Genomic DNA, 22,730 nt, shown 5'->3' with positions numbered 1-22,730 from the left:
CGGTCCTGGCTCCGGTCTCGATCCCGCCCCGGCCTGCCCCGGCCTGCCCCGGCCTGCCCCACCCCGGCCCACCCCGGCCCGGCCCCCGGCCTCGGGACCGGTCACGGCCAGGTGACCGGCCCCGCCTCGGCCTCCGGCCCCAGTTGCCGGTCCCCGGTGGTGACCGCATAGTCGATCTGGAGCCGGGTGACGATCTCGATCACCGTCGGTGAGCCGTGTCCGAGGCCGTCCCGAGGCCACTGAACTCGCGGCGGCCTCCACGAAGGCCCGCAGAGGCCAACAGGTGGTGCACCGCCATGACGGAGCGTCAGGAAGTACTGGAAGCCGAAGCCGCGGTGGCACCCGAGGACTTCCGGGCCGCGATGGCCCGCTTCCCCTCGGGCGTGGTGGTGGTCACCACCCGCTGCGGGGACGGCACACCGCGCGGATTCACCGCCAGCTCCTTCTGCTCGGTCTCGCTGGAGCCGCCGATGGTGCTGGTGTGCCTGGCCAACTCGGCGGACTCGGCACCGTCGTTCGAGCGCTGCGACCGCTTCGCGGTGAGCGTGCTGGCCCCGGCCCACCGCCCGCTCGCCCTGCGTTTCGCCACGAAGGGCACCGACAAGTTCGCGTCCGAGGGCCTCGGCCTCAGCCCGGACGGACTGCCGACGGTCGAACGCGCCCTGTCCGAACTGGACTGTGCCGCACACGCACGACACCCGGCCGGGGACCATACGGTCCTGATCGGCCGGGTGACGGGTGTGCGACTGGGGGAGGGCTCCCCGATGGTGTACTACGACCGCGGGTTCAGGACGCTGGCCTGAGCCTCGGCGGCCGGGGGCTCCGGCCCGTGGCTCAGCGGGCCTTGCCGCCGCCCTTCGGGAGCTTCATGCCCTTCGGCATCGGGCCCTTCGGCAACGGCATGTTGCTCATCAGGTCGCCCATCGCGCGCAGACGGTCGTTGGTCGCCGTCACCTGCGGGCCCGTCAGGACGCGCGGCAGCTTCAGCATCGTCGTACGGACCTTCTTCAGCGGGATCTGGCCCTCGCCGGTGCCCACCATCACATCGTGCACCGGGACGTCCGCGACGATGCGGTTCATCTTCTTCTTCTCGGCGGCCAGCAGGGACTTCACCCGGTTCGGGTTGCCCTCGGCCACCAGCACGATGCCGGCCTTGCCGACCGCGCGGTGCACCACGTCCTGGCTGCGGTTCATCGCCACCGCCGGAGTCGTCGTCCAGCCCCGGCCGATGTTGTCCAGTACCGCGGCGGCTGCGCCCGGCTGACCCTCCATCTGCCCGAAGGCGGCCCGCTCGGCACGTCGTCCGAAGACGATCGCCGTCGCGAGGAAGGCGAGCAGCAGGCCGAGAATGCCCAGATAGATGGGGTGACCGAGCAAGAAGCCGATCGCGAGGAAGACACCGAAGGTGACAATTCCGACAGCCGCGAGTACAAGACCGATCGTCTTGTCGGCCTTGCGCGTCATCTTGTACGTCAGGACGATCTGCTTGAGTCGTCCGGGGTTCGCAGCGTTGTCCGCTGTCGTGTCCTTCCTCGCCATGCCACGAGTCTACGTGGCTCCCGGAGCGCCGACGACGGCGGTGCCCGGACGAGGGGGAGTCAGGAGTGCGAGGTGAGGGACTGCTCCAGGACGAGCTGTGCCTCGACGCGGTCCTTGGCGCGGCGGCGGTCCTCCAGCACGGAGGTCCAGGCGTTGCGGCGGGCGGTGCGCTGGCCGCCGCTCATCAGCAGCGACTCGACGGCGCGCAGGGCGTCGGTGACGGACGGGATGGCGGTGGCGCGGACGGGTGCGGCCTGCATCGTGGAGGTCCCCCCTCGGAACGGCTCTGGGTATGGGGCTACGTGCTGTAAGTCGAGTGTCACTGTTTGGTGTTACCAGGGCGTGACCGACCGGTCAAACGCCAATGAAGCCTTGATGCGGAGGGCCGAAACGCTGACGCGGCCCTGATGAACGCCCTCAACTGGGAGGACGGTCAGGACCGCGCCGACGGTGGGCGCTACTGGCGAGTAGCTGCTTGTGCGCGAATTCACACGGCCTTGCTTCAGACCGCCTGGGAGGCGACGTACGCGCCGCGCTTCTCGATCGCCATCTGGTAGAGGCGCCCGGCCCGGTACGAAGACCGCACCAGCGGGCCGGACATGACACCGGAGAAGCCGATCTGCTCGGCCTCCTCCTTGAGTTCGACGAACTCGTGCGGCTTCACCCAGCGCTCCACGGGGTGGTGACGCACCGAAGGCCGCAGATACTGCGTGATCGTGACCAACTCGCAGCCCGCCTCGTGCAGTTGGCGCAGCGCCTCGCTGACCTCCTCGCGGGTCTCGCCCATGCCGAGGATCAGGTTCGACTTGGTGACCAGGCCGTAGTCGCGGGCCTCGGTGATGACCTTGAGGGAGCGGTCGTAGCGGAAGCCGGGGCGGATGCGCTTGAAGATGCGCGGGACCGTCTCGACGTTGTGCGCGAAGACCTCGGGGCGGGAGGAGAAGACCTCGGCGAGCTGCTCGGGGACCGCGTTGAAGTCGGGGGCGAGCAGTTCGACCTTCGTACGGCCGCCCTCGCGGGACTCCGTCTGCTGGTGGATCTGACGGACCGTCTCCGCGTACAGCCAGGCGCCGCCGTCCTCCAGGTCGTCGCGGGCGACGCCGGTGATCGTGGCGTAGTTCAGGTCCATCGTGACCACGGACTCGCCCACGCGGCGCGGCTCGTCGCGGTCCAGGGCCTCGGGCTTGCCGGTGTCGATCTGGCAGAAGTCGCAGCGCCGGGTGCACTGGTCGCCGCCGATGAGGAAGGTCGCCTCGCGGTCCTCCCAGCACTCGTAGATGTTCGGGCAGCCGGCTTCCTGGCAGACCGTGTGCAGGCCCTCGCTCTTCACGAGCGCCTGCATCTTCGTGTACTCGGGACCCATTTTCGCCCGGGTCTTGATCCACTCGGGCTTGCGCTCGATGGGGGTCTGGGCGTTCCGGACCTCCAGGCGCAGCATCTTGCGTCCGTCGGGTGCGACTGCGGACACATCGGCTCCCTGTAGCTTCGATTCTTCGGCGTACACCAGGGTACGCCCGTGATTCCAGCCCCCCGCCTTGAGGCCAACCTCAGGGCGGAAAGTCACATTCCCGGGTCAGGCGGTCGCCTTCTCCACGATCCGCGGTTTCAGGTCCGCGTGCTCCAGTACGTCCTTCAGGTGACGCTCGACCACCGGCAGGACCTCGTCGATCGTGACGTCCCGGCCCAGCTCGGCCGCGAGCGAGGCCACGCCCGCGTCGCGGATGCCGCACGGGATGATGCGGTCGAACCAGCGGTTGTCCGGGTTCACGTTCAGCGCGAAGCCGTGCATCGTGACGCCCTTGGCCACGCGGATGCCGATCGCGGCGATCTTGCGGTCCTCGCGGCGCTGGCCGGCGTTCGAGGGCGCGTACTCCGGGCCGTTCATCCGGGGGTCGAACTCCTCGTCATGGAGACGGGGGTCGAAATCGAGGGACAGCCCGCCGATCGACGGCCGCTGCTCCACCGGATCGCCGAGCACCCACACCCCGCTGCGGCCCTCGACCCGGCTGGTCTCCACGCCGAACTCCGCGCACACGCGGATCAGCGCCTCCTCCAGGCGGCGGACGTGCGCGACGACGTCCACCGGGCGGGGCAGCTTCTGGATCGGGTAGCCGACGAGCTGGCCGGGGCCGTGCCAGGTGATCTTGCCGCCGCGGTCGACGTCGATGACCGGCGTGCCGTCGAGCGGGCGCTCGTTGTCCTGCGTGCGGCGGCCCGCCGTGTACACGGGCGGGTGCTCCAGGAGCAGCACGGTGTCGGGGACCGCGTCCTCGAAGCGGGCCGCGTGCACCCGGCGCTGCTCGTCCCACGCCTTCTGGTACTCGACGGCGTCCGCGCCGAACCCCATCCGGACGAACCGCAACTCACCCACGGCAAGCGCCTCCCTCACAGCACCCACGAGTCGTAAGGCACGAAACATGCCTACGCCACTGTACGACCGACCGCTGACACCCCACCGGGCGGCCGGGACCGTCAGCCCTACGACCAATCCTCACACGATCGGATGAATGCACGTCGGAATGTGCGACGAGCCGCTTACGCTCCGCTACATTCGCGCCGTTCACGAGGCCAAAAGGGCTGCTCACAGGCAATCCGGGCAGCAGGGGTCGCATCGGCCTCTGTGAGGCCCGAAAGGCAGGAGACCGCACCGCAGATGACGGAACGACCCGCGCAGCGCACTCCCAACCGTCAGCTCGCCGCGCTCATCGCAGAAGCGGGGTTCTCCAACGCAGGTCTCGCCCGTCGCGTGGACCAGCTCGGTCTTGAGCACGGACTCGACCTGAGATACGACAAGACGTCCGTCACCCGATGGCTGCGCGGCCAGCAGCCCAGAGGCACCACCCCCGCCCTCATCGCCGAGGTCTTCACCCGCCGGCTCGGGCGCCGGCTCACCGCGCAGGACCTCGGCCTCGACGCCTGCGCGCCGGTGTACGCCGGGCTCGAATTCGCCGCGACCCCCGAGGAGGCCGTCGACATCGTCAGCGGGCTGTGGCGCAAGGACTCCGGCAGCCACGCCGAGCTGCGCAAGATCGCCTTCACCCCGGCCGGTCTCGTCGTGCCCAGCCGGGACTGGCTGATCGGCCGCGCCGACGAGCGGGTCGGCCGCGCCGAACCCGCCAACCGGGTACCCCCGCAGGGCCGCCCCGCCGTACCCCGGCAGCGCGGGGCCGGCGAGCGCGGCCCCGGCCAGAAGGTCACCGGCGGCGACATCTCCGCGCTCCGCTCGGTCGGCGAACTCTTCCGCACCCTCGACAACGCCTACGGCGGCGGCCACGCCCGGCAGGCCCTCGTGCGCTACCTGGAGCACGAGACCGAGCCGATGCTGCGCGGCACCTACGGCGAACAGACCGGCCGACGCCTGTTCGCCGCGGCGGCCGACCTCACCCGGCTCGCCGGCTGGACCTCGTACGACATCGCCGCGCACGGGCTCGCACAGCGGTACTTCGTGCAGGCGCTGCGGCTCTCGCAGGCGGCCGGGGACCGGGCCTACGGCTCGTACGTCCTCATGACCATGAGCAGGCAGGCCGTGTACCTCGGGCACGGGCGCGAGGCCGTGCAGCTCGCGCGGGTGGCGCAGCAGGGGGTCGGTACCAGCGCGCCCCCCGTCGTGCAGGCGCTGCTGCACTCCGTGGAGGCGCGGGCGCACGGGGTGCTCGGGGAGGTGCGGGCGTGCACCTCCGCGCTCGTGCGGGCCGAGCGCGCCCTCGAGGCGGCGCGGGCCGGGGACGAAGTGCCGTACTGGGCGCGGTTCTTCGACGAGGCGCAGCTCGCCGACGAGTTCGGGCACGCGCACCGGGATCTTCAGCAGTTCCGGGCCGCCGCACAGCACGCGGAGCGCTCGCTGCAACTGCGGGCGCCCGCGTTCGCCCGCAGCCGGCTGTTCTGCCGGGTCGTGCTCGCCTCCGCGCGGCTCGGGCTCGGTGAGCTCGATCAGGCGTGCGCGCTGGGGGCGGAGGCGGCGGGGCAGGCGGCGGAGATGCGGTCGGTGCGGGCGATCGAATATGTGCGGGACTTCGAGCGGCGGCTCGAGCCGTACAAGGACGCTGCGCCGGTGCGGGGGTATCGCGACAAGGTCGCGGCGTTCGGGTGAGGCCCTCGCCGTGACGGTGGCGGTGCGTGGGGCCTGCGCGGGTCCGTTGTGGCTGGTCGCGCAGTTCCCCGCGCCCCTGGGGCGTTTCAGGCGGCCTGTGTTGCCTGGATCTGTTCCGCCCTGTGCATCGAGCCCGCCGCGCCCAAGTCCGTCAGCAGTGCCTTCGCCGCTCGGTGTCCCGAGTGCAGTGCGCCCTGCACCGTGCTCGTGTCCCGGTGGTCGCCGCACACGTACAGGCCGGCCAACAGCCGTACGGGGCGGCGTAGATCGTGTGGTGGGCGCATCGCCGGGACGGCTGTGGCGGTGTGGTGGACGGCGAGGGTCTCCCAGCGGGCGGTCGAGGTGCCGTAGAGGCGTGCGAGATGCGTGCGTACGGCGGTCTCGACGTCCGGCGGGGGAGGGCCGAGGACCGTCGAGGAGACGAGGGCGCGGCCGGCGGGGGCGCGGCTCGGGTCGACCTCGCTGACGATCGCGGTGTGCGCGACCGGGCCGCCGCGGTCGGAGTCGACGAGCAGGGCGGCTCCGGTGGCGGGCGGGTCGTCGGTCGTGTGGTGTACGACGGTCACCTGGTGGAAGTCCGGTACGCGCAGGCCGGGCAGGAGTTCGGCCGCCGCGCGTGCGTCCGTCGCGACGAGGACGGCCCGGCAGTGGATCTCGCCGTGTTCGGCGGTGGTCACCGAGGTCGTCGATACGGCGGTGACGCGCACGCCGGTGTGCACGGTGCCCGGCGGCAGCGCGGCGGCCAGCACCTCGGGCAGCATCTCCGCGCCGCCCTCCGGCAGGCACAGCCGCCCGCCCGCGAAGGCGCGCAGCGCGAGGTCGGCGCACCGGCTGGAGGTGGTCAGCTCCGGGTCGCACAGCAGCGCGGCGAGCAGCGGGCGCAGAAACCCGTCGATGGTCCGCGCGGGCACCCCACGCGCCGCGAGCGCCTGGCCGGCGGGCAACTCGGGCCGGGACAGCAGCCGTTCGACAGGCGTCGCCGCGAGACGGGTGAGCGCGGCCCCGAGCCGGGCCTGGTCGACGGGGCCGCCGAGGGGGGCACCGGTCCGGGAGCGGGGGACTGCGGCGGCCCTCCGGGTGCCCACGGGGCGGTCCTTGAGCGCGGGGCCGCCCCAGGAGGAGTCCGTACGGTCCCTGAGCGTCGGCCCGCGTCCGGAAGCGCCTGCCCCGCCCCACGCGGACCCTGTCCGCACCCGCGGTACCGCCCCCACCCTGGGGGCGCTCGCCAGGGCGCGTACCGCGTGGAGTGCGCCCCATGCGCTCCCTCCGGGCGCCGGGGTGCCCGCGCGGTGGTGGCGGCCGTCGCTGTGGAGGAGGACGCCCGGGGCGAAGGGGCGCAGGACCAGGGCGTCGAGGCCCGGGGTGAGGCGTAGTTCGGGGTATGAGGTGGACAGGAGCTGCCCGATCCGGTCGAGCCGGAAACCGTCGACCTTCTCGGTCGACATACGGCCGCCCACGTAAGGGGCGGCCTCCAGGACCACGGTCGTTACTCCTGCGCTGATCAGCCGATGTGCCGCGGCGAGTCCGGCGACCCCGGCCCCCACGACGACGACGTCCGCCTGGTACGCGTGCTCAAGCACGTGCCCCTCCTCAGGGTTGCGCGGCCGGTGGAAGCGTCATGCCCCCAACAGCCTCCAGGGATACCCGAGTTCGCGTCGAGGTTAGGGCCGTGATCGGTGAAGGGAAGTCGCGCATACGCAGGGCACGGTCGCACGGCGGTCGCATACGGTCGCCGTGCGTCACCATGCGCGGTAGGTCGGGTCCCGGACGGTCACAGAGCCGCCCGGATCGCCCCCTCGATCTCCGGGAACGCGAAGGTGAACCCGGACTCCAACAGCCGCTTCGGCAGCACCCGTTGGCTCCCCAGCACATCCCCCGACATCTCGCCGAGCACCAGCTTCAGCGCGGGCGCCGGCACCGTGAAGAGGGACGGGCGGCGCATGACGCGGCCCATCGCGGCCGTGATCTCACGGTTCGTCAGCGGATTCGGGGCGGTGAGGTTGAACGGTCCCGACAGGCCCTCGGTGTCGATGAGATGCCGGATCGCCGCGACCTCGTCGTGCAGCGCGACGAACGACCAGTACTGCCGCCCGTCGCCGAACCGCCCCCCGACACCAGCCTTGAACAGGGGGAACAGCTTGGCCCACGCTCCGCCGTCCTTCGCCACGACCAGACCGGTCCGCGCGAACACGGTCCGGACGCCCGCCTCCTGCACGGGCGCCGTCGCCTCCTCCCACTCCACGCACAGCGAGGGCAGGAAACCGTCGCCCGGAGGCGCGTCCTCGTCCACGGCGCGGTCGCCCGTCTCGCCGTAGAAGCCGATCGCGCTGCCGTTCACCCATACCCGCGGCGGCCGGTCCAGCGCGGCCACGGCCTCCGCGAGCGCCGCCGTGCCGAGCACGCGGCTGTCGCGGACCGTCTTCTTGTAGGCGTCCGTCCAGCGGTGGTCGCCGACGCCGGCACCGGCCAGGTTGACCACGGCGTCGCAGCCGTCGAGCGCCGCCGCGTCGACGTACTCACCCTCGGGGTCCCAGCAGACCTCGTCGGCGCCCCGGGCGGCCCGCCGCACCAGGCGCACCACTTCGTGACCGTCCGCGGTCAGGGACCGCACCAGTGCGCTGCCGATCAGACCGGAGGCGCCGGTCACCGCGATTCGCGAGCGTTCCATGGCGCCCATCCTGCCTCGTTGATCCATAAAAGCCCCATGAGGACGGCACGGCCCCCGCCGTAGTGTGGCTCGTATGTCCGAGCCGTACATACGCACCGCCCTGCCCGACGACGACGAGGAACTCGGCGCGCTGGACCGCGCGACCTGGTCGCACCTGCACGCGGTCATGCCGCGCCCGCAGCCGCCGTACGGCCCCTTCTTCGACGAGCGGCACGCGCCCGAGGACCATCTGGTCGCCGAACTCGACCGCCGGATCGTCGGCTACATCCGGCTGGCCTTCGCCAGCCCGCTCGCCTGCAACACGCACGTCCGGCAGATCCAGGGGCTCGCCGTCGCCGAGGACGCGCGCGGGCACGGGGTCGGCCGGGCGCTGGTCCGGGCCGCCGTCGAGGAGGCCGGGCGGCGCGGCGCCCGGCGGCTCACGCTGCGCGTGCTCGGGCACAACACCCCGGCGCGGAAGCTCTACGCGGCCGAGGGGTTCGCGGTCGAGGGCGTGCTGCCGGAGGAGTTCCTGCTCGACGGGGAGTACGTCGACGACGTGCTGATGGGACGGTCCTTGTGACCTACGAGGTGACCAGGTCGCCCGTGTCGACCTCCGCCGTCGCGGTCGCCGCGCTCTTCGCGTCCCCGGAGACCTCGTCGGCCGTCAGCACGTACCCCGTCTCGTCGTCCGAGGTGGAGCGGGCGAAGACCACGCCGTAGACCTTGCCGCCGGTCGTCAGGAGCGGGCCGCCGGAGTTGCCGGGGCGGACCGTGGAGCGGATCGAGTAGATCTCGCGGGTGACGGTCCCGTCGTTGTAGATGTTCTGCCCGGTCGCGTTCACGCGGTTGGCGACGGTCGCGGCCTGGAGGTTCAGGTCGCCGTCCTGCGGATAGCCCGCGACCACGGCCGAGTTGCCGCGTTCCGCGCTGTCGTCGAAGCGCAGGACAGGTGCCTTCAGCCCCGGCACGTACAGCACGGCGACGTCCTTGTTCGGGTCGAAGAGCACCACCCGTGCCTCGTACGACCGGCCGACCCCGCCGATGCGGACGGTCGGGTCGTCGATGCCCGCCACCACGTGCGCGTTGGTCATCACGTGCTGCGGCGCGTACACGAAGCCGCTGCCCTCGCGGCCCTGGGTGCCCGAGGAGCCCTCGATCTTGACCGTGCTCCGCTTGGCGGCGTTCGTCGCGCTCGCCGTCACGCTGTCGCCGGTGGGCTTGGCGACCTCGGCCGTCGACTCGTTCTCGAACGGGTTGAAGACCTGTGGGAAGCCCGCCTCGGTGAGCGCGGAGGTCGCCCGCGAGAACCACGCGGGTGTCGTGTCCGGCATCAGCTTCTGCACGCTGCCCAGCAGCGTCGAGTCCCGGATCGCCGTCGTGACCATCGCCGACGAGGAGGCGCCCAGGACGCTCGCGGCCACCCACGCCACGATCATCACCGCCACCGAGTTCGCCGCCGCCCCGCCGATCCCGTCGGCCACCCGCAGCGGCCCCCGGTCCAGCTCCTTGCGCAGCTTCAGCGCCAGCCGCCCCGCCAGTTCGTGCCCGACCACCGCCGGCACCAGCACGGTGAGCACGGCGGTCACCGTCGCCGCCGTCGTCCCCGGTGTCACCAGATCCATCACCCACGGCAGCACCCACACGCCGACGACCGCACCGCCCACGAACCCGGCGAGCGACACACATCCGGCGACGAGGCCGCGCCGGTACCCGGACGCCGCGTAGGCGAGGATCACCAGCAACAACAGCAGGTCGAGCAGGTCCACGGAGCCGCCTTTCTCTCGGAACCCTTAGTACGCGAGGAACGGGCCCACTGATCAGTCACGCGCGCGTGGCCCACGGGAAGCCGCCACGCGTGCGTGTACCCCCAGAAACGTGCCGGACCAGGACGATGGTTCCACCGGGTGGCACAGCACACATCGCGGACTGAGCGTTTCCGGCCGAGAGTGTGATCATGCGTGTTCCGAGAAGAGCGCCGGGTGCGCGAGGACGGCGGCGGGTGCGAATACCCCGCCCGGTGCTCGTACTGCTGGCCTGCCTCCCCGGCCTCGCCGCCGTCCTCGTGCTGGCGCTGTGCGCCGACGGCATCGGCCGCCGTGCCACCGCCGCCGTGCACGCCCCCGTCGCGGCCCGTCCCGCGGCGCTCCGGCACACCGCGCCCCGGCCGCGCATCGTGCCCCGCTCGGCCTGGCTCGACGCGCTCTCCCGGCACGCGCAGCCGCCGCCGCGCTACGACGACAAGGTCGTCGCCGTCTTCGTCCACCACACGGATTCGCCGAACGGGTACGACTGCGCGGACGCGCCCCGCATCATCCGGTACCTGTACGCCGGTCAGACCGGGGTCCGGGACTGGGACGACATCGGGTACAACTTCCTCGTCGACCGGTGCGGCACGATCTACGAGGGGCGCGCGGGCGGTGTCGACCGGGCGGTCACCGGGGCGCACACGCAGGGGTTCAACCACCGTACGACCGGGATCGCGGCGATCGGGACGTTCACCTCCGGGATGGCGGTTCCGAAGGCGATGACGGATGCGATCGCGGCGCTGGCGGCGTGGAAACTGGGGCTTGCGGATGTCGATCCTCGCGGCAGGGCGCGGCTGGTGTCGAGCAACAGTCTCAGTCGGTACCGCTCCGGTACGACCGCGGTTCTTCCCGCTCTCGCGGGGCACAAGGACGGGTACATGACGAGTTGTCCGGGGGCGGCGTTGTTGGCGCGGCTTTCGGGGGTTCGGGAGGTGGCCGCGCGGTTGCAGGGGCGGTGAGCTCGCCCCCGCCGCCCCTGCCCGTCCCGTCCCCCGGGGGCTGCGCCCCGGACCCCCGCTGGGTTCGTTGTCGGGTGCGGGTTCGGTGGGGGCTGGGCGCGCAGTTCCCCGCGCCCCTTAGAAGCCTTATCTGCGGCCTAGATAGACCGCCAGCGCCCGTTGCAGCATTTTCCCTTGGGCGCCCACCGGGCGTTCCCATTCGCCCAGGTACTCCACTGCCTGGCCGCCCGCGCCTGTTTTGAAGAGGAGGCGGCCTACTAGGCGGTCCTCGGCGACGAGGGACGGGGTGATGGAGCGGAGGTCGTAGGTGTCGGCGCCGGAGTCCAGGGCCTCGCAGAGCATGCGCCACAGCAGGATGCTGCTGGGGCGGAGTTCGCGGCCCCGGCGGCCGGAGGCGGGGTAGGAGTGCCAGACCCGGGGGCCTACGCCGATCATGAGGGCAGAGGACAGGACCTCGTCGTCGTACTCGGCGAGGTAGATCCGCATCCGGTCGGACTCCTCGGCGTTGAGCGCCTGCCACATACGCCGGAAGTAGTCGAGGGGGCGGGCCTTGAAGCCGTCCCGTTCGGCGGTGGCGCGGTACAGGCGGTGGAAGGCCGGCAGATCGTCGGCCGAGCCCCAGAAGACCCCGACACCGCCCCCCTCGGCGGTCTGCAGGGCCTGCAGCCAGTGCGGGGCGAGTCCGCGACGGAGTTCGTCGACGGACCGGCCGGTCAAGGGAATCCGACAGCCGTAGCGGGGCTGCCCGAGCCCGAAGCCGCTGTTCTCGTTCTCCTTGCAGCGTCGCCAGCCGAGACGTTCGAGGCGGTCCGCCGCGTCCAGGGCGTAGCCGTCGATCCCGTCCGTCGGCAGATCCCGCAGATGCCGTACGGCGGGGTCGGCGACGCCCGCCGCGACGGTGGCCGCGTCCCAGTGCCGGACCACCAGCGGCGGGCCGATCCGGACCGAGAACGCGCCCTCCTTCTCCAGGTGCGCGAGGAGCGGGTCCAGCCAGCGTTCGAGGCGCTGGCTCCGCCAGTCGATGGCGGGGCCGTCGGGGAGGTAGGCGAGGGAGCGACCGGTGCCGGGGAACGCCCGGTACAGCACGAGGGCCACGGCGACCAGCGTGTCCCCCTCGAACCAGCCGACGCTCTCCGCGGTCCAGTCGGGCTTCACGTCGGCCCACTCGGGGATCTGCAGATGGCTCGCGTCCGGGTGCAGCCGGAGATGCGCGAGGTGTTCCTCGCGGGTGATCCCCTGCACGTACGGGCTGGTCATGGGCACGGCGCTCCTGTTCGGCGGCGGCCACCGTAAGCCGGTCAGCACGGCACGGGTCAAGACCTCAAGTCTGTGAACTGCGCGAACACTTGGCCGCGCCGCGCTCACAGGTTTCTCGCAGGCAACTCACCGGGTCCCCCGAGGCACGCTCCCTATCGTCATGCACACGCACTGACTGGAGGTGGGGAAAATGAACAGCAGTCACACCAACACCACGGAGAAGTCTGCCGGTTGGACCAAGTCCGCCCGCGGGCCCTGGGCCGTCGTCTGCGCGGTCGCGACCGTGATCCTCGGCCCGGCCGCCGTCACGGCCTCCGCGCTCGACCAGGCCAACGCGGCCCCGATGCACCACGCGGTACGGGCCGACCAGAACCAGGCCTACATCCCGACCGACACGACCCGTCGCCGCAGCGCCGCCTAGAACGCCCGGAGCGGGACCGCCTTCTCAGACCTGGTCGGTGGGGCGGATGACGATCTCGGCGACGGCCCGGCGGCGCGGGCTGGTGACGACGTACTCGACGGCCTCGGCGATGTCGTCGGCGCGCAGCTTCTCGACATCGGCGAACCTGGCGGCCATGCGCTCCTGGACCGCCTGCTGCTGGTGGACGAACAACTCGGTCTCGGTGAGGCCCGGTTCGACCACGGAGAAGCGGACGTCGCGCCGCGCGTACTCCTGCCGCCACGCCTCGGTCGCCGCGGTGACACCGAACTTGGTCGCGTTGTAGACCGCGCCCGCGGGGATGGCGAAGCGGCCGGCGATCGAACTGATGTTGACCACGTCGGCGACCTGGCGCGGACTCGTGGCGGCGGCCTCGATCAGATGCGGCAGGGCGGCCTTGGTGACGTACAGCAGTCCCTTGACGTTGATGTCGACCATCTGCTCCCAGTCGCGCAGCGGAGCCCGCGCCGAGTCCCCGGTGAACATGACGCCGGCCGCGTTGACCAGGACGTCCAGCCGGCCGAACCGCTCGACGGTGGTGGCGACGACGGCGGCGGCCGCGTCGGCATCGGTCAGATCGGCGGTCGACGCGACCGCCCTGCCGTCGTCTTCGGCGATCTCCTCGGCCAGTACCTCGATCCGGTCCTGGCGGCGGGCGACCAGCACGACGGTGGCGCCCTCGGCCGCGAGCCGGCGGGCGGTGGCCTGCCCGATACCGCTGCTGGCGCCCGTGACGAGGGCGACTGTCGACGTGAGGCTCATGGTGGTGGGCATGGCGTGACCTCCGGAACGGTGCTGTGCGGCCTTGACAGCCCCACTCTGCGGCCCGGCTCATGGGGGTGCCAGAGCGTGGTTATCCAGGTATCCGCAACAACTGGTAACAGGCTTCGAGCGGTGGCACAGTGGACGCATGACGACGTCCTTGGAGGCCGGGCGGGACCGGCCGACCGACCAGCGGCTCAGGCGGCGGGAACTGTCGTCCTTCCTGCGCAGCAGGCGGGAGCGCATCTCGCCCGAGCAGGCGGGGCTGCCGGCCACGGGCCGGCGGCGCACCCCGGGGCTGCGCCGCGAGGAGGTCGCGCAGCTCGCGGGCGTGGGCGTGACCTGGTACACGTGGCTGGAGCAGGGCCGGGACATCAACGTCTCCGAGCAGGTGCTGGCCGCGATCGCGGGCACGCTGCGCCTCGATCCGTACGAGCGCGTCCACCTCTCCACCCTGGCCGGACACCCCGAGCCGCCGGTCGACCGCGACAGCAGGGCCGTCCCGGGCGCCATGACGGTGATGATGCGCCAACTTGAGCCGATCCCGGCCGCCGTGGTCAACGCCCGGTTCGATCTGCTCGCCTACAACCGCACCTACGAGTGGATGGTCGGCGGACTGGAACACCTGCCCCGCGAGGACCGCAACCAACTGCTCCTGGTGTTCACCTCACCGAGGTGGCGGACCGCCACCCTCGACTGGGAGGACTCCGCCGCGCGCCTGGCCGGACGCTTCCGCGCCGGCATGGCCGCGCACGCCGCCGAACCCGGCTGGAAGAACCTTCTCGTACGGCTGCGGCGGGAGTCACCGGACTTCGAGCGCCTGTGGGAGCAGCACGACGTGCGGGCGCCGGAGAACTTCACGAAGCGCTATCTGCACCCCGAGGCCGGCCTGTTGACGCTGGACTACACGCAGTTGTGGTTCGGCGAGCGCTCGGAGATCAAGCTCACCACCTACACCCCCGCGGACGAGGAGACCTGGGCGAGGGTACGGCTGTCGCAGCGGGACCCGGCCGAGGGGTGATCCGGCCGCTCAGTGCCGGCCCAGTTCCCAGTACTGCTCGCCCACCGGGTCGATGTCCACGCCCAGGCCGTTCAGCAGGCCGGCCAGCATCGTGTAGTACCCGACCGTCGTGATCAGTTCGACGACCTGACGGTCCGTGAAGTGTTTGCGCAGCGAGCCCAATGTGTCGTCGGTGAGCGTGCGCCGGGCCAGCAGTTCCTCCGTCGCGGTCAGTACCGTCGACTCGGCCGCGTCGAACTCGCCTTCCTCCGCCCGGAGTTCCACGATGGCGTCCAACTGCTCGGCCGTCACCCCCGCGTGCAGCGCGATCGGGCGGTGCTGCACGACCCCGTACGCGCAGTCCGTGCGCGCCGCCACCGCCACGATCACCAGCTCGCGCAACCGCACCGGCAACGAGGACCCGAGCACCGCCAGCCCCAGGTCGATCGCCGGGCCCGTCAGCTCCGGGGCGTGGGACAGCATGCGGAACGCGTTCAGCGGGGTGGGGAGCTTGTCGAGGGCTTCGGCGGAACGCTCCGGGTACGGTATTCGAGCCACGGTGACCTCACGGGGATCAAGTCTGTCGGCGGACGGGGCACCCTTCGCCGTACCCCGCTCACTCCTGCCGGAACCTCTCCCGCAGTTTCGGGAAGCGTTCCGCGAGCACGGCCTCGTTCTCCAGGTCGAGCGGCGCACCCAGCGGCTCGGCGGGCGCCGGCGGAATCCCCAGGTCGGGGGCGACGGTGCCGGTGAGCTGCTCGTACGCCTCGTCGGCCGCGTACCCCAGCTCCTCCCCGTCGCCGTCGATCTCGTCGTCGAAGTCGTCGATGAGGTCGGCCAGTGAGTCGGCGTCGTGCACGGCACCCTCGTAGACCTCGCGGCCCTGGCCGATCAGCCAGCACCGGAAGAAGTCGAACGCGTCGTCGCTCGCCCCGTCGAGCAGCACCCACGCGGCGCCCCACAGGTCCCAGGTGTACGCGCGGTTGTAGCGGGCCTCGAAATGACGGGCGAAGTCCAGCACCAGCTCCGGATCCAGCAGGAGCAGCCGGTCCACGAGCAGGTCCGCCTGCTCCTCGGGGTCGCCCTCGGCGGCCTCGCGGGTGGCGTCCACCAGCTCCCAGAACTCCGTCTCGTCCATCACGGGTCAAGCATCGGTCCTGGACGGGTGGTGCGCACGTGGAGTACAGCGGATTGTCACCAGGAGAGGGGCAGATCGTTATGGGCGGTACGGCGCCGCCGGCCACGGTCCGGACTCCGCGAGCCGGTCGGCAGGTGATCTCCCTGGTGGAGCGGAGCGCGTGGTCACGTCCCGTACAGCGCACCCAGTCGCGCCGCGTCGCGCACGAACCGTGCCCGCAGACTCGGCGGCGCCAGCACCTCCACCTCGGGACCCAGCCCCGCGAGCTGGCCGTGGGCCACCTCCTCGGACTCCACCGGCAGGGTCACCGTCACCCACCCGTCGGCGTCGTCGTGCGGTGCGGCCGAGAGCTCCAGCGCCTCCCTCGCGGCGGTGGGATCGACGGCGTACGGCAGTCTCCGCGCGCCCTCGGGGGAGACCCGTACCACCACCTCCGCCCGCAGGATCGACCGCGCGAACTGCTCCGCCCGGTCCTCCCAGAACGCCGGGAGGTCGAAGTCCTCGCGCCGGGTGAAGCGTTCGTCGGACGGCGCCGGGTCGACCGCCGTGAAGCGGTCGATCCGGTACACCCGGAAGGAATCGTGGTCCGCCACCCGTGCGCACAGGTACCAGACGCCCGCCTTCAGTACGAGCCCGTACGGCTCCAGTTCCCGTTCCACGTCGGAGTCCCCGCGCCGGTACCGGGCCACCACCCTCCTGTCGTCCCACACCGCGTCGGCCACGGCGGGCAGCAGTTCGGGGGTCTTGGGGTCCGTGAACCAGCTCGGCGCGTCCAGGTGGAACCGTTGGGCCGCCGCTCGGGAGGCGTTCGACAGGGACGGGAGCAGGGCCGCGGACACCTTCAGGCGGGCCGCCGACGCGGCGTCCTCCAGCCCCATCTCGCGCAGTGCGCCCGGGACCCCGCTCAGGAACAGCGCCTCCGCCTCGCCCCGGGCCAGCCCGGTCAGCCGCGTCCGGTACCCGCCGACGAGCCGGTATCCACCGGCGCGCCCCCGCTCCGCGTACACGGGAACCCCCGCCTCGGACAGCGCCTGCGCGTCCCGTGTCACCGTCCGCTCGGACACCTCCAGCTCGCGCGCCAGTTCGGCGGCGGTCATGGAGGGGCGGGACTGGAGCAGCAGCACCATTTTGATGAGACGGGCAGCGCGCATGCCTTCATGATGAGGGATCTCGCCCCCGCCGCCCCTACCCGTCCCGTCCCCGGGGGCTGCCGCCCCCAGACCCCCGCTTCGGCCTGAACGGCCTCGTCCTCAAACGCCGGACGGGCTGAAAATCAGCCCCTCCGGCGTTTGAGGAGCGGGGTCTGGGGCGGAGCCCCAGGAGGACGGGACGGGTAGGGGCGGCGGGGGCGAAAAACCCCTACAGCCCGTAGCGCTCGCGCGCCTCCTTCACCGCTGTCGCCTTGACCTCGCCGCGTCGCGCCAGCTGGGCCAGCGCCGCCACGACGATCGACTCGGCATCGACACCGAAGTAACGGCGGGCCGCGTCACGGGTGTCGGAGAGACCGAAGCCGTCCGCGCCCAGCGAGGAGTAGTCCTGCTCCACCCACTGCGCGATCTGGTCGGGCACCTGCCGCATGTAGTCGGAGACCGCGAGCACCGGCCCCTCGGCCCCGTGCAGCGCCTGCCGCACGTACGGCACCCGCTCCTCCCCCCGCAGCAGCGCCGCATCCGCCTCCAGCGCGTCCCGCCGCAGCTCGGTCCAGGACGTCGCCGACCACACGTCGGCCGCGACACCCCAGTCCTCGGCGAGCAGCTGCTGCGCCTTCAGCGCCCAGTGGATCGCCGTACCGGAACCGAGAAGCTGGATCCGCGCCGCGTTGGCGGCCGGCGAAAGCCCCGCCGATTCCGCCGTGTTGAAGCGGTACAGCCCCTTGACGATGCCCTCGTCGATACCGAGCCCGGCCGGCTTCGCGGGCTGCGGGATCGGCTCGTTGTAGACGGTGAGGTAGTAGAAGACGTTCGGGTCCTCACCCGGCGCCGACTCGCCGTACATCCGGCGGATGCCGTCCTTCACGATCGCCGCGACCTCGTACGCGAACGCCGGGTCGTACGACAGCGCCGCCGGGTTCGTCGCCGCGATCACCGGCGAGTGACCGTCCGCGTGCTGGAGTCCCTCGCCCGTCAGGGTCGTACGGCCCGCCGTCGCACCGACCAGGAAGCCGCGGCCGAGCTGGTCGCCGAGCTGCCACATCTGGTCGGCCGTGCGCTGCCAGCCGAACATCGAGTAGAAGATGTAGAAGGGGATCATCGCTTCGCCGTGCGTCGCGTACGACGTCGACGCGGCGATGAAGTCCGCCATCGAACCGGCCTCGGTGATCCCCTCGTTGAGGATCTGGCCGTTCTTGGCTTCCTTGTAGTACATGAGCTGGTCGCGGTCGACGGGCTCGTACGTCTGGCCCTTGGGGGAGTAGATCCCGAGGGACGGGAACAGACTCTCCATGCCGAACGTGCGCGCCTCGTCGGGGACGATCGGCACCCAGCGCTTGCCCGTCTCCTTGTCGCGGACCAGGTCCTTGACGAGCCGGACGAACGCCATCGTCGTCGCCACGTTCTGCGTGCCGGAGCCCTTGTCGAAGGACGCGAACGCCTTCTCCGAAGCGGACGGCAGCGGAGCGATCGCGTGCGTACGACGGGCCGGGGCCGGACCGCCGAGCGCCGCGCGGCGCTCCTGGAGGTAGCGGACCTCGGGGGAGTCGGCGCCGGGGTGGCCGTAGGGCACGACACCGTCGATGAACTGGGCGTCGGAGATGGGGAGTTCGAGCAGGTCACGCATCTGCTTGAACTCGTCCGTCGACAGCTTCTTCATCTGGTGGTTGGCGTTCTTCGACGCGAAGCCCTCGCCGAGGGTGTGGCCCTTGACGGTCTGGGCCAGGATGACGGTCGGGCCGCCCTTGTGGTCCAGCGCCGCCTTGTAGGCCGCGTACACCTTGCGGGACTCGTGACCGCCGCGCGAGAGGTGGAAACACTCGAGGATCTTGTCGTCGCTCAGCAGCTTCGCGAGCTCGACGAGCGCCGGGTCCTTGCCGAAGAAGTCCTCGCGGATGTAGGCCGCGTCGCGGGTCTGGTACGTCTGCACCTGCGCGTCGGGTACCTCGCGCAGGCGGCGTACGAGCGCGCCCGTGGTGTCGAGCTGGAACAGCTCGTCCCAGGCGTTGCCCCACAGCGACTTGACGACGTTCCAGCCGGCGCCGCGGAACTGGGCCTCCAGCTCCTGCACGATCTTGAAGTTCGCGCGGACCGGACCGTCGAGGCGCTGGAGGTTGCAGTTGATGACGAAGGTCAGGTTGTCCAGACCCTCGCGGCTCGCCAGGGCGAGGGCGGCCGTCGACTCGGGCTCGTCCATCTCGCCGTCGCCGAGGAAGGCCCAGACGTGGGACTGGGAGACGTCCTTGATGCCGCGCGCGGTGAGGTAACGGTTGAAGCGCGCCTGGTAGATCGCGGAGAGCGGGCCGAGGCCCATCGACACCGTCGGGAACTCCCACAGCCAGGGCAGCCGGCGCGGGTGCGGGTACGACGGGAGGCCGTTGCCGCCGGCCTCCTGGCGGAAGTTGTCGAGGTGCGCCTCGGTGAGGCGGCCGTCGAGGAAGGCGCGGGCGTAGATGCCGGGGGAGGCGTGGCCCTGGATGTAGAGCTGGTCGCCGGAGCCGTCCGCCTCCTTGCCCTTGAAGAAGTGGTTGAAGCCGGTCTCGTACAGCCAGGCCGCGGAGGCGAAGGTGGCGATGTGGCCGCCGACGCCGTGTTTCGCGCCCCGGGTCACCATGGCCGCCGCGTTCCAGCGGTTCCACGCGGTGATCCGGCGCTCCAGCGCCTCGTCACCGGGGGCGGCGGGCTCGGCGGCGGTCGGGATGGTGTTGACGTAGTCCGTCTCGAGCAGCTTGGGCAGCGCGATGCCGTTGCCCTCCGCGCGCTCCAGCGTGCGGCGCATCAGATACGCGGCGCGGTGCGGGCCGGCAGCCTTCGCGACGGCGTCCAGGGAGGCCTGCCATTCGGCGGTCTCCTCGGGGTCGCGGTCCGGGAGCTGGTCGAGCTCGCTCGGCTGGATGGCGTAGGGGTCGGTCATAACGCCGCCTTCCTCAGTCGAAGGGGGGTTCCCTCGTCGGCAAGGGGTTTTCGGGGGTGCCCTTGGTCTTTGGCAGGACAGGGCGGCGGGCCCTTGTAGGAGCCCGTCGGTGACTGTAACTCCCTGATCGATGATCGATCAAAGGTTCCCGGGCAAAATATCTTGATTACGAGAAAGTCGGCACGGGGTGCCTTTTGTGAGGGCACCCGGTGCCGTGATTTTCGCCCATTTCCCGGGAGTTTTCGCAGGTGAGCATGGCTGCGCTCGGCTGCGAACCCCCTCGCTTCAAGGGCGCGGGGCGCAGCCCAGAACGTGCGCCTTCACCAGCTCCGCGATCCGCGGATCCCGGCGCCGGAACGCGGCCACCAGCTCCTCGTGCTCCTCCGCGTACGACTGCTGCACCGTCCCCAGCCAACGGATCGACAGCGCCGTGAACACCTCGATGCCGAGGCCCTCCCAGGTGTGCAGCAGCACCGAGTTGCCGGCCGCGCGCACCAGCTCCCGGTGGAAGCCGACCGTGTGCCGGACCTGGCCCGTCCCGTCCGCCGCGCGGTCCGCCTCGTACAGGGCGGCGACATGCGGTTCGAGCGCCGAGCAGTCCTCGGCCAGCTTCTCGGCCGCCAGCTCCGCCGCGATGGCCTCCAGGCCGGCCCGCACCGGGTAGCTCTCCTCCAGGTCGGCCGCCGTCAGATTCCGGACCCGTACGCCCTTGTTCGGCGCCGACTCGATCAGCCGCAGCGACTCCAGCTCGCGCAGCGCCTCCCGCACCGGCGTCTGGCTGACCTCCAGCTCGGTCGCGATCCTGCGCTCCACGATCCGCTCGCCCGGCTTCCAGCGCCCGCTGACGATCCCCTCCACGATGTGCTCGCGGATCTGTTCGCGCAGCGAGTGGACGACGGGCGCGGTCATGAGAGCTCCTTAAGGGCGTTTGACGTTTAGACAATAAGGCCGCACGCCCGCTCAAGAGGGGCGCACGGGGGCGCTTTCATGCAGGTGAGACGAGACTTACACGCTGGTGGGGCGGGTGGTGCGGTCGGTCCTCGGCACATCGGAGACGCGGTGAGCAGCGGACTCCGGGAGCGCGAGGTCGGGCCGGTGGCTGTGGCGGTGTCGCCATGAGGGGCGACCGGGTCTCGGCCGACGTCCGTCTCGCGCGGCCGCGGAACGTGGCCGACGCTGCGGCCCCGGCGGCGCCCGCGTCTTCGTGAGACCGGACGGTACCCAGGAGTCCGGCCGTGTCGGCAGGGGCTTCCACGTTCTCTGTACGGACGAGCGGGAGCACAGCACCGTCGCCGTGCCGCGCGCACAGCCCGGCGGCGACATCGGCACCCGGCGCTCGACGGGATCGTACGCCCGGATGCCGGTGAAGTGCCGAGGGCCCGTGAGGACAACCGGATGTCGGGCGGCGCGCTCGCACGCGGCGGGGCGCGCGGGCTTGCGGGAGTACGGAGGTGACATCGGCGTCCGGCGCCTGACGGGATCGTTCGTTCGGTTGCTGGGCGGAGCGCCGAGGTCGTGCTGGGGCGCCCGGGTGCTGGTGGGCGCGCTTGGACGCGGCGGGGTGCGGGGGTCGGTGGGAGTGCGGAGGCGATGTCGGCGTCCGGCGCCCGGCGGGATCGTACGCCCGGATGTCGGGTGAAGTGCCGAGGGCCCGTGAGGATGGCCGGGTGTCGGCCGGTGTGCTCGCACGCGGCGGGGCGCGCGGGCTTGCGGGAGTACGGAGGCGGCATCGGCGTCCGGCGCCTGACGGGATCGTTCGTTCGGTTGCTGGGCGGAGCGCCGAGGTCGTGCTGGGGCGCCCGGGTGCTGGTGGGCGCGCTTGGACGCGGCGGGGTGCGGGGGTCGGTGGGAGTGCGGAGGCGATGTCGGCGTCCGGCGCTCGACGGGGTCGTACGCCCGGATGCCGGGCGAATCGCTGAGGCCCCGTAGGGGAGACGCACGGCGCCCCCGACCGGAGAGTCCCGGACGGGGGCGCTGTACGGACGAGGTGGGTTACAGGCCGAGCTCGACCTCGAACTCGCCCGCCTCGAGGATCGCCTTGACAGCCGTCAGGTAACGGGCCGCGTCGGCGCCGTCGACCAGGCGGTGGTCGTAGGAGAGGGTCAGGTACGTCATGTCGCGGACGCCGATGACCGTGCCCTCCTCCGTCTCGATGACGGCGGGGCGCTTGACCGTGGCGCCGATGCCGAGGATCGCGACCTGGTTCGGGGGCACGATGATCGTGTCGAAGAGCGCGCCGCGCGAACCGGTGTTGGAGATGGTGAAGGTCGCGCCGGACAGCTCGTCCGGGGTGATCTTGTTCGCCCGGACCTTGCCCGCGAGCTCGGCGGTGGCCTTGGCGATACCGGCGATGTTCAGGTCGCCCGCGTGCTTGATGACCGGGGTCATCAGGCCCTTCTCGGAGTCCACCGCGATACCGACGCTCTCGGTGTCGAAGTAGGTGATCGTGCCCTCTTCGACGTTGATCCGGGCGTTGATGGCCGGGTGGGCCTTCAGCGCCTGGGCCGCCGCCTTCACGAAGAACGGCATCGGGGAGAGCTTGACGCCCTCACGCGCGGCGAAGGAGTCCTTCGCCTGGCCGCGCAGGCGCATCAGCCGCGTGACGTCGACCTCGACGACCGAGGACAGCTGCGCCTGCTCGTGCAGCGCCTTGACCATGTTGTCGCCGATGACCTTGCGGATGCGGGGCATCTTCACGGTCTGGCCGCGGAGGGGAGAGGCCTCCAGGGTCGGCGTCTTCTTCGCGGCGACGGCGGCCGGAGCGGCTGCGGCGACGGGCGCCGGAGCAGCGGCTGCGGCCTTCGCGGCCTCGGCGGCGGCGAGGACGTCCTGCTTGCGGATACGGCCGCCGACGCCGGTGCCCTTGACGGTGGACAGGTCGACGCCGTTCTCGGCGGCGAGCTTGCGCACCAGCGGGGTCACGTAGGCGCCGTCGTCCGTGGCCTGCGCGGCGGCGGGCGCCGGAGCGGCCTTGGCCACCGGAGCCGGAGCCGCGACCGGCGCGGGCGCCGGGGCGGCGGGGGCGACCG

The 22,730-nt window shown here is 71.6% G+C and carries 21 protein-coding genes; 6 read left to right on the top strand and 15 right to left on the bottom strand.

Going from position 1 to position 22,730, the window contains the following annotated elements; all coding sequences use genetic code 11:
- Window positions 1–296: 296 nt before the first annotated feature.
- Window positions 297–803 (top strand): flavin reductase family protein, encoded by a 507-nt coding sequence (locus SSP08S_RS53620; RefSeq protein WP_019075888.1) that lies wholly within the window; start codon window positions 297–299, stop codon window positions 801–803.
- Window positions 804–834: 31 nt separating this feature from the next.
- Here SSP08S_RS53620 and SSP08S_RS53615 read toward each other — a convergent pair whose 3' ends face one another.
- The 4 genes from SSP08S_RS53615 to lipB form a co-directional block, all read right to left on the bottom strand.
- A complete protein-coding gene (locus SSP08S_RS53615; RefSeq protein ID WP_019075887.1) occupies window positions 835–1,539 on the bottom strand; it encodes a DUF4191 domain-containing protein in 705 nt (234 codons plus the stop codon).
- 59 nt (window positions 1,540–1,598) lie between these two features.
- Window positions 1,599–1,799 carry an SCO2195 family GlnR-regulated protein gene (locus SSP08S_RS53610; protein WP_019075886.1) on the bottom strand — a complete coding sequence of 67 codons (201 nt, stop codon included), beginning with the start codon at window positions 1,797–1,799 and terminating at the stop codon, window positions 1,599–1,601.
- Window positions 1,800–2,041: 242 nt separating this feature from the next.
- Window positions 2,042–3,007, bottom strand: coding sequence for a lipoyl synthase (lipA, locus tag SSP08S_RS53605; protein WP_019075885.1), 966 nt, complete (start codon window positions 3,005–3,007; stop codon window positions 2,042–2,044).
- A 105-nt stretch (window positions 3,008–3,112) separates the two neighbouring features.
- Window positions 3,113–3,910 (bottom strand): lipoyl(octanoyl) transferase LipB, encoded by a 798-nt coding sequence (gene lipB, locus SSP08S_RS53600; protein ID WP_019075884.1) that lies wholly within the window; start codon window positions 3,908–3,910, stop codon window positions 3,113–3,115.
- 282 nt (window positions 3,911–4,192) lie between these two features.
- On the opposite strand from lipB, the gene SSP08S_RS53595 reads away from it, so the two are divergent.
- The gene (locus SSP08S_RS53595; protein WP_019075883.1) at window positions 4,193–5,629 is read left to right on the top strand and encodes an NsdA family TPR-like regulatory protein; all 1,437 of its coding nucleotides are present in this window, start codon (window positions 4,193–4,195) and stop codon (window positions 5,627–5,629) included.
- Window positions 5,630–5,715: 86 nt separating this feature from the next.
- Here the strand turns inward: SSP08S_RS53595 and SSP08S_RS53590 are convergent, their stop codons facing one another.
- Complete coding sequence (locus SSP08S_RS53590) at window positions 5,716–7,209, bottom strand: NAD(P)/FAD-dependent oxidoreductase (RefSeq protein ID WP_019075882.1); 1,494 nt, start codon at window positions 7,207–7,209, stop codon at window positions 5,716–5,718.
- Between the two features lie 191 nt (window positions 7,210–7,400).
- Window positions 7,401–8,297, bottom strand: coding sequence for a TIGR01777 family oxidoreductase (locus SSP08S_RS53585; RefSeq protein ID WP_019075881.1), 897 nt, complete (start codon window positions 8,295–8,297; stop codon window positions 7,401–7,403).
- Between the two features lie 73 nt (window positions 8,298–8,370).
- Here SSP08S_RS53585 and SSP08S_RS53580 point away from each other — a divergent pair, with 73 nt between their 5' ends.
- A complete protein-coding gene (locus SSP08S_RS53580) occupies window positions 8,371–8,859 on the top strand; it encodes a GNAT family N-acetyltransferase (protein ID WP_019075880.1) in 489 nt (162 codons plus the stop codon).
- Between the two features lies 1 nt (window position 8,860).
- Here the strand turns inward: SSP08S_RS53580 and SSP08S_RS53575 are convergent, their stop codons facing one another.
- Entirely contained in the window at window positions 8,861–10,045 is a 1,185-nt protein-coding gene (locus tag SSP08S_RS53575; RefSeq protein ID WP_019075879.1) for a MarP family serine protease, read from the bottom strand.
- A gap of 188 nt (window positions 10,046–10,233) precedes the next feature.
- On the opposite strand from SSP08S_RS53575, the gene SSP08S_RS53570 reads away from it, so the two are divergent.
- Window positions 10,234–11,043: a peptidoglycan recognition protein family protein gene (locus SSP08S_RS53570; protein WP_245608155.1), complete on the top strand. Its 810-nt coding sequence runs from the start codon at window positions 10,234–10,236 to the stop codon at window positions 11,041–11,043.
- Window positions 11,044–11,169: 126 nt separating this feature from the next.
- Here SSP08S_RS53570 and SSP08S_RS53565 read toward each other — a convergent pair whose 3' ends face one another.
- Window positions 11,170–12,300 carry a lipid II:glycine glycyltransferase FemX gene (locus SSP08S_RS53565; RefSeq protein WP_019075877.1) on the bottom strand — a complete coding sequence of 377 codons (1,131 nt, stop codon included), beginning with the start codon at window positions 12,298–12,300 and terminating at the stop codon, window positions 11,170–11,172.
- A gap of 190 nt (window positions 12,301–12,490) precedes the next feature.
- On the opposite strand from SSP08S_RS53565, the gene SSP08S_RS53560 reads away from it, so the two are divergent.
- A complete protein-coding gene (locus tag SSP08S_RS53560) occupies window positions 12,491–12,721 on the top strand; it encodes a hypothetical protein (protein WP_019075876.1) in 231 nt (76 codons plus the stop codon).
- Between the two features lie 24 nt (window positions 12,722–12,745).
- Here the strand turns inward: SSP08S_RS53560 and SSP08S_RS53555 are convergent, their stop codons facing one another.
- Window positions 12,746–13,513 (bottom strand): SDR family oxidoreductase, encoded by a 768-nt coding sequence (locus SSP08S_RS53555; protein ID WP_019075875.1) that lies wholly within the window; start codon window positions 13,511–13,513, stop codon window positions 12,746–12,748.
- A gap of 136 nt (window positions 13,514–13,649) precedes the next feature.
- Between SSP08S_RS53555 and SSP08S_RS53550 the strand changes: the two genes are divergently transcribed.
- Window positions 13,650–14,522, top strand: a complete 873-nt coding sequence (locus SSP08S_RS53550; RefSeq protein ID WP_019075874.1) for a helix-turn-helix transcriptional regulator — start codon at window positions 13,650–13,652, stop codon at window positions 14,520–14,522.
- Window positions 14,523–14,531: 9 nt separating this feature from the next.
- Here SSP08S_RS53550 and SSP08S_RS57895 read toward each other — a convergent pair whose 3' ends face one another.
- The 6 genes from SSP08S_RS57895 to sucB form a co-directional block, all read right to left on the bottom strand.
- Entirely contained in the window at window positions 14,532–15,059 is a 528-nt protein-coding gene (locus SSP08S_RS57895; protein WP_019075873.1) for a carboxymuconolactone decarboxylase family protein, read from the bottom strand.
- Between the two features lie 58 nt (window positions 15,060–15,117).
- Window positions 15,118–15,639 carry a DUF4240 domain-containing protein gene (locus SSP08S_RS53535; protein WP_019075872.1) on the bottom strand — a complete coding sequence of 174 codons (522 nt, stop codon included), beginning with the start codon at window positions 15,637–15,639 and terminating at the stop codon, window positions 15,118–15,120.
- A gap of 164 nt (window positions 15,640–15,803) precedes the next feature.
- On the bottom strand, window positions 15,804–16,790 hold the full coding sequence (locus tag SSP08S_RS53530; protein ID WP_026179613.1) for a helix-turn-helix transcriptional regulator: 987 nt from the start codon (window positions 16,788–16,790) through the stop codon (window positions 15,804–15,806).
- A 208-nt stretch (window positions 16,791–16,998) separates the two neighbouring features.
- The gene (aceE, locus tag SSP08S_RS53525) at window positions 16,999–19,701 is read right to left on the bottom strand and encodes a pyruvate dehydrogenase (acetyl-transferring), homodimeric type (protein WP_019075870.1); all 2,703 of its coding nucleotides are present in this window, start codon (window positions 19,699–19,701) and stop codon (window positions 16,999–17,001) included.
- Window positions 19,702–19,986: 285 nt separating this feature from the next.
- On the bottom strand, window positions 19,987–20,610 hold the full coding sequence (locus tag SSP08S_RS53520) for a GntR family transcriptional regulator (protein ID WP_019075869.1): 624 nt from the start codon (window positions 20,608–20,610) through the stop codon (window positions 19,987–19,989).
- A 1,083-nt stretch (window positions 20,611–21,693) separates the two neighbouring features.
- On the bottom strand, window positions 21,694–22,730 hold a 1,037-nt coding region (gene sucB / locus SSP08S_RS53515), incomplete at its 5' end, for a 2-oxoglutarate dehydrogenase, E2 component, dihydrolipoamide succinyltransferase (RefSeq protein ID WP_019075868.1).

The organism is Streptomyces hokutonensis (genome assembly GCF_000376565.1).
In the GTDB taxonomy this organism is placed as follows: domain Bacteria; phylum Actinomycetota; class Actinomycetes; order Streptomycetales; family Streptomycetaceae; genus Streptomyces; species Streptomyces hokutonensis.
This window is presented reverse-complemented; position numbering and strand designations above follow the sequence as displayed.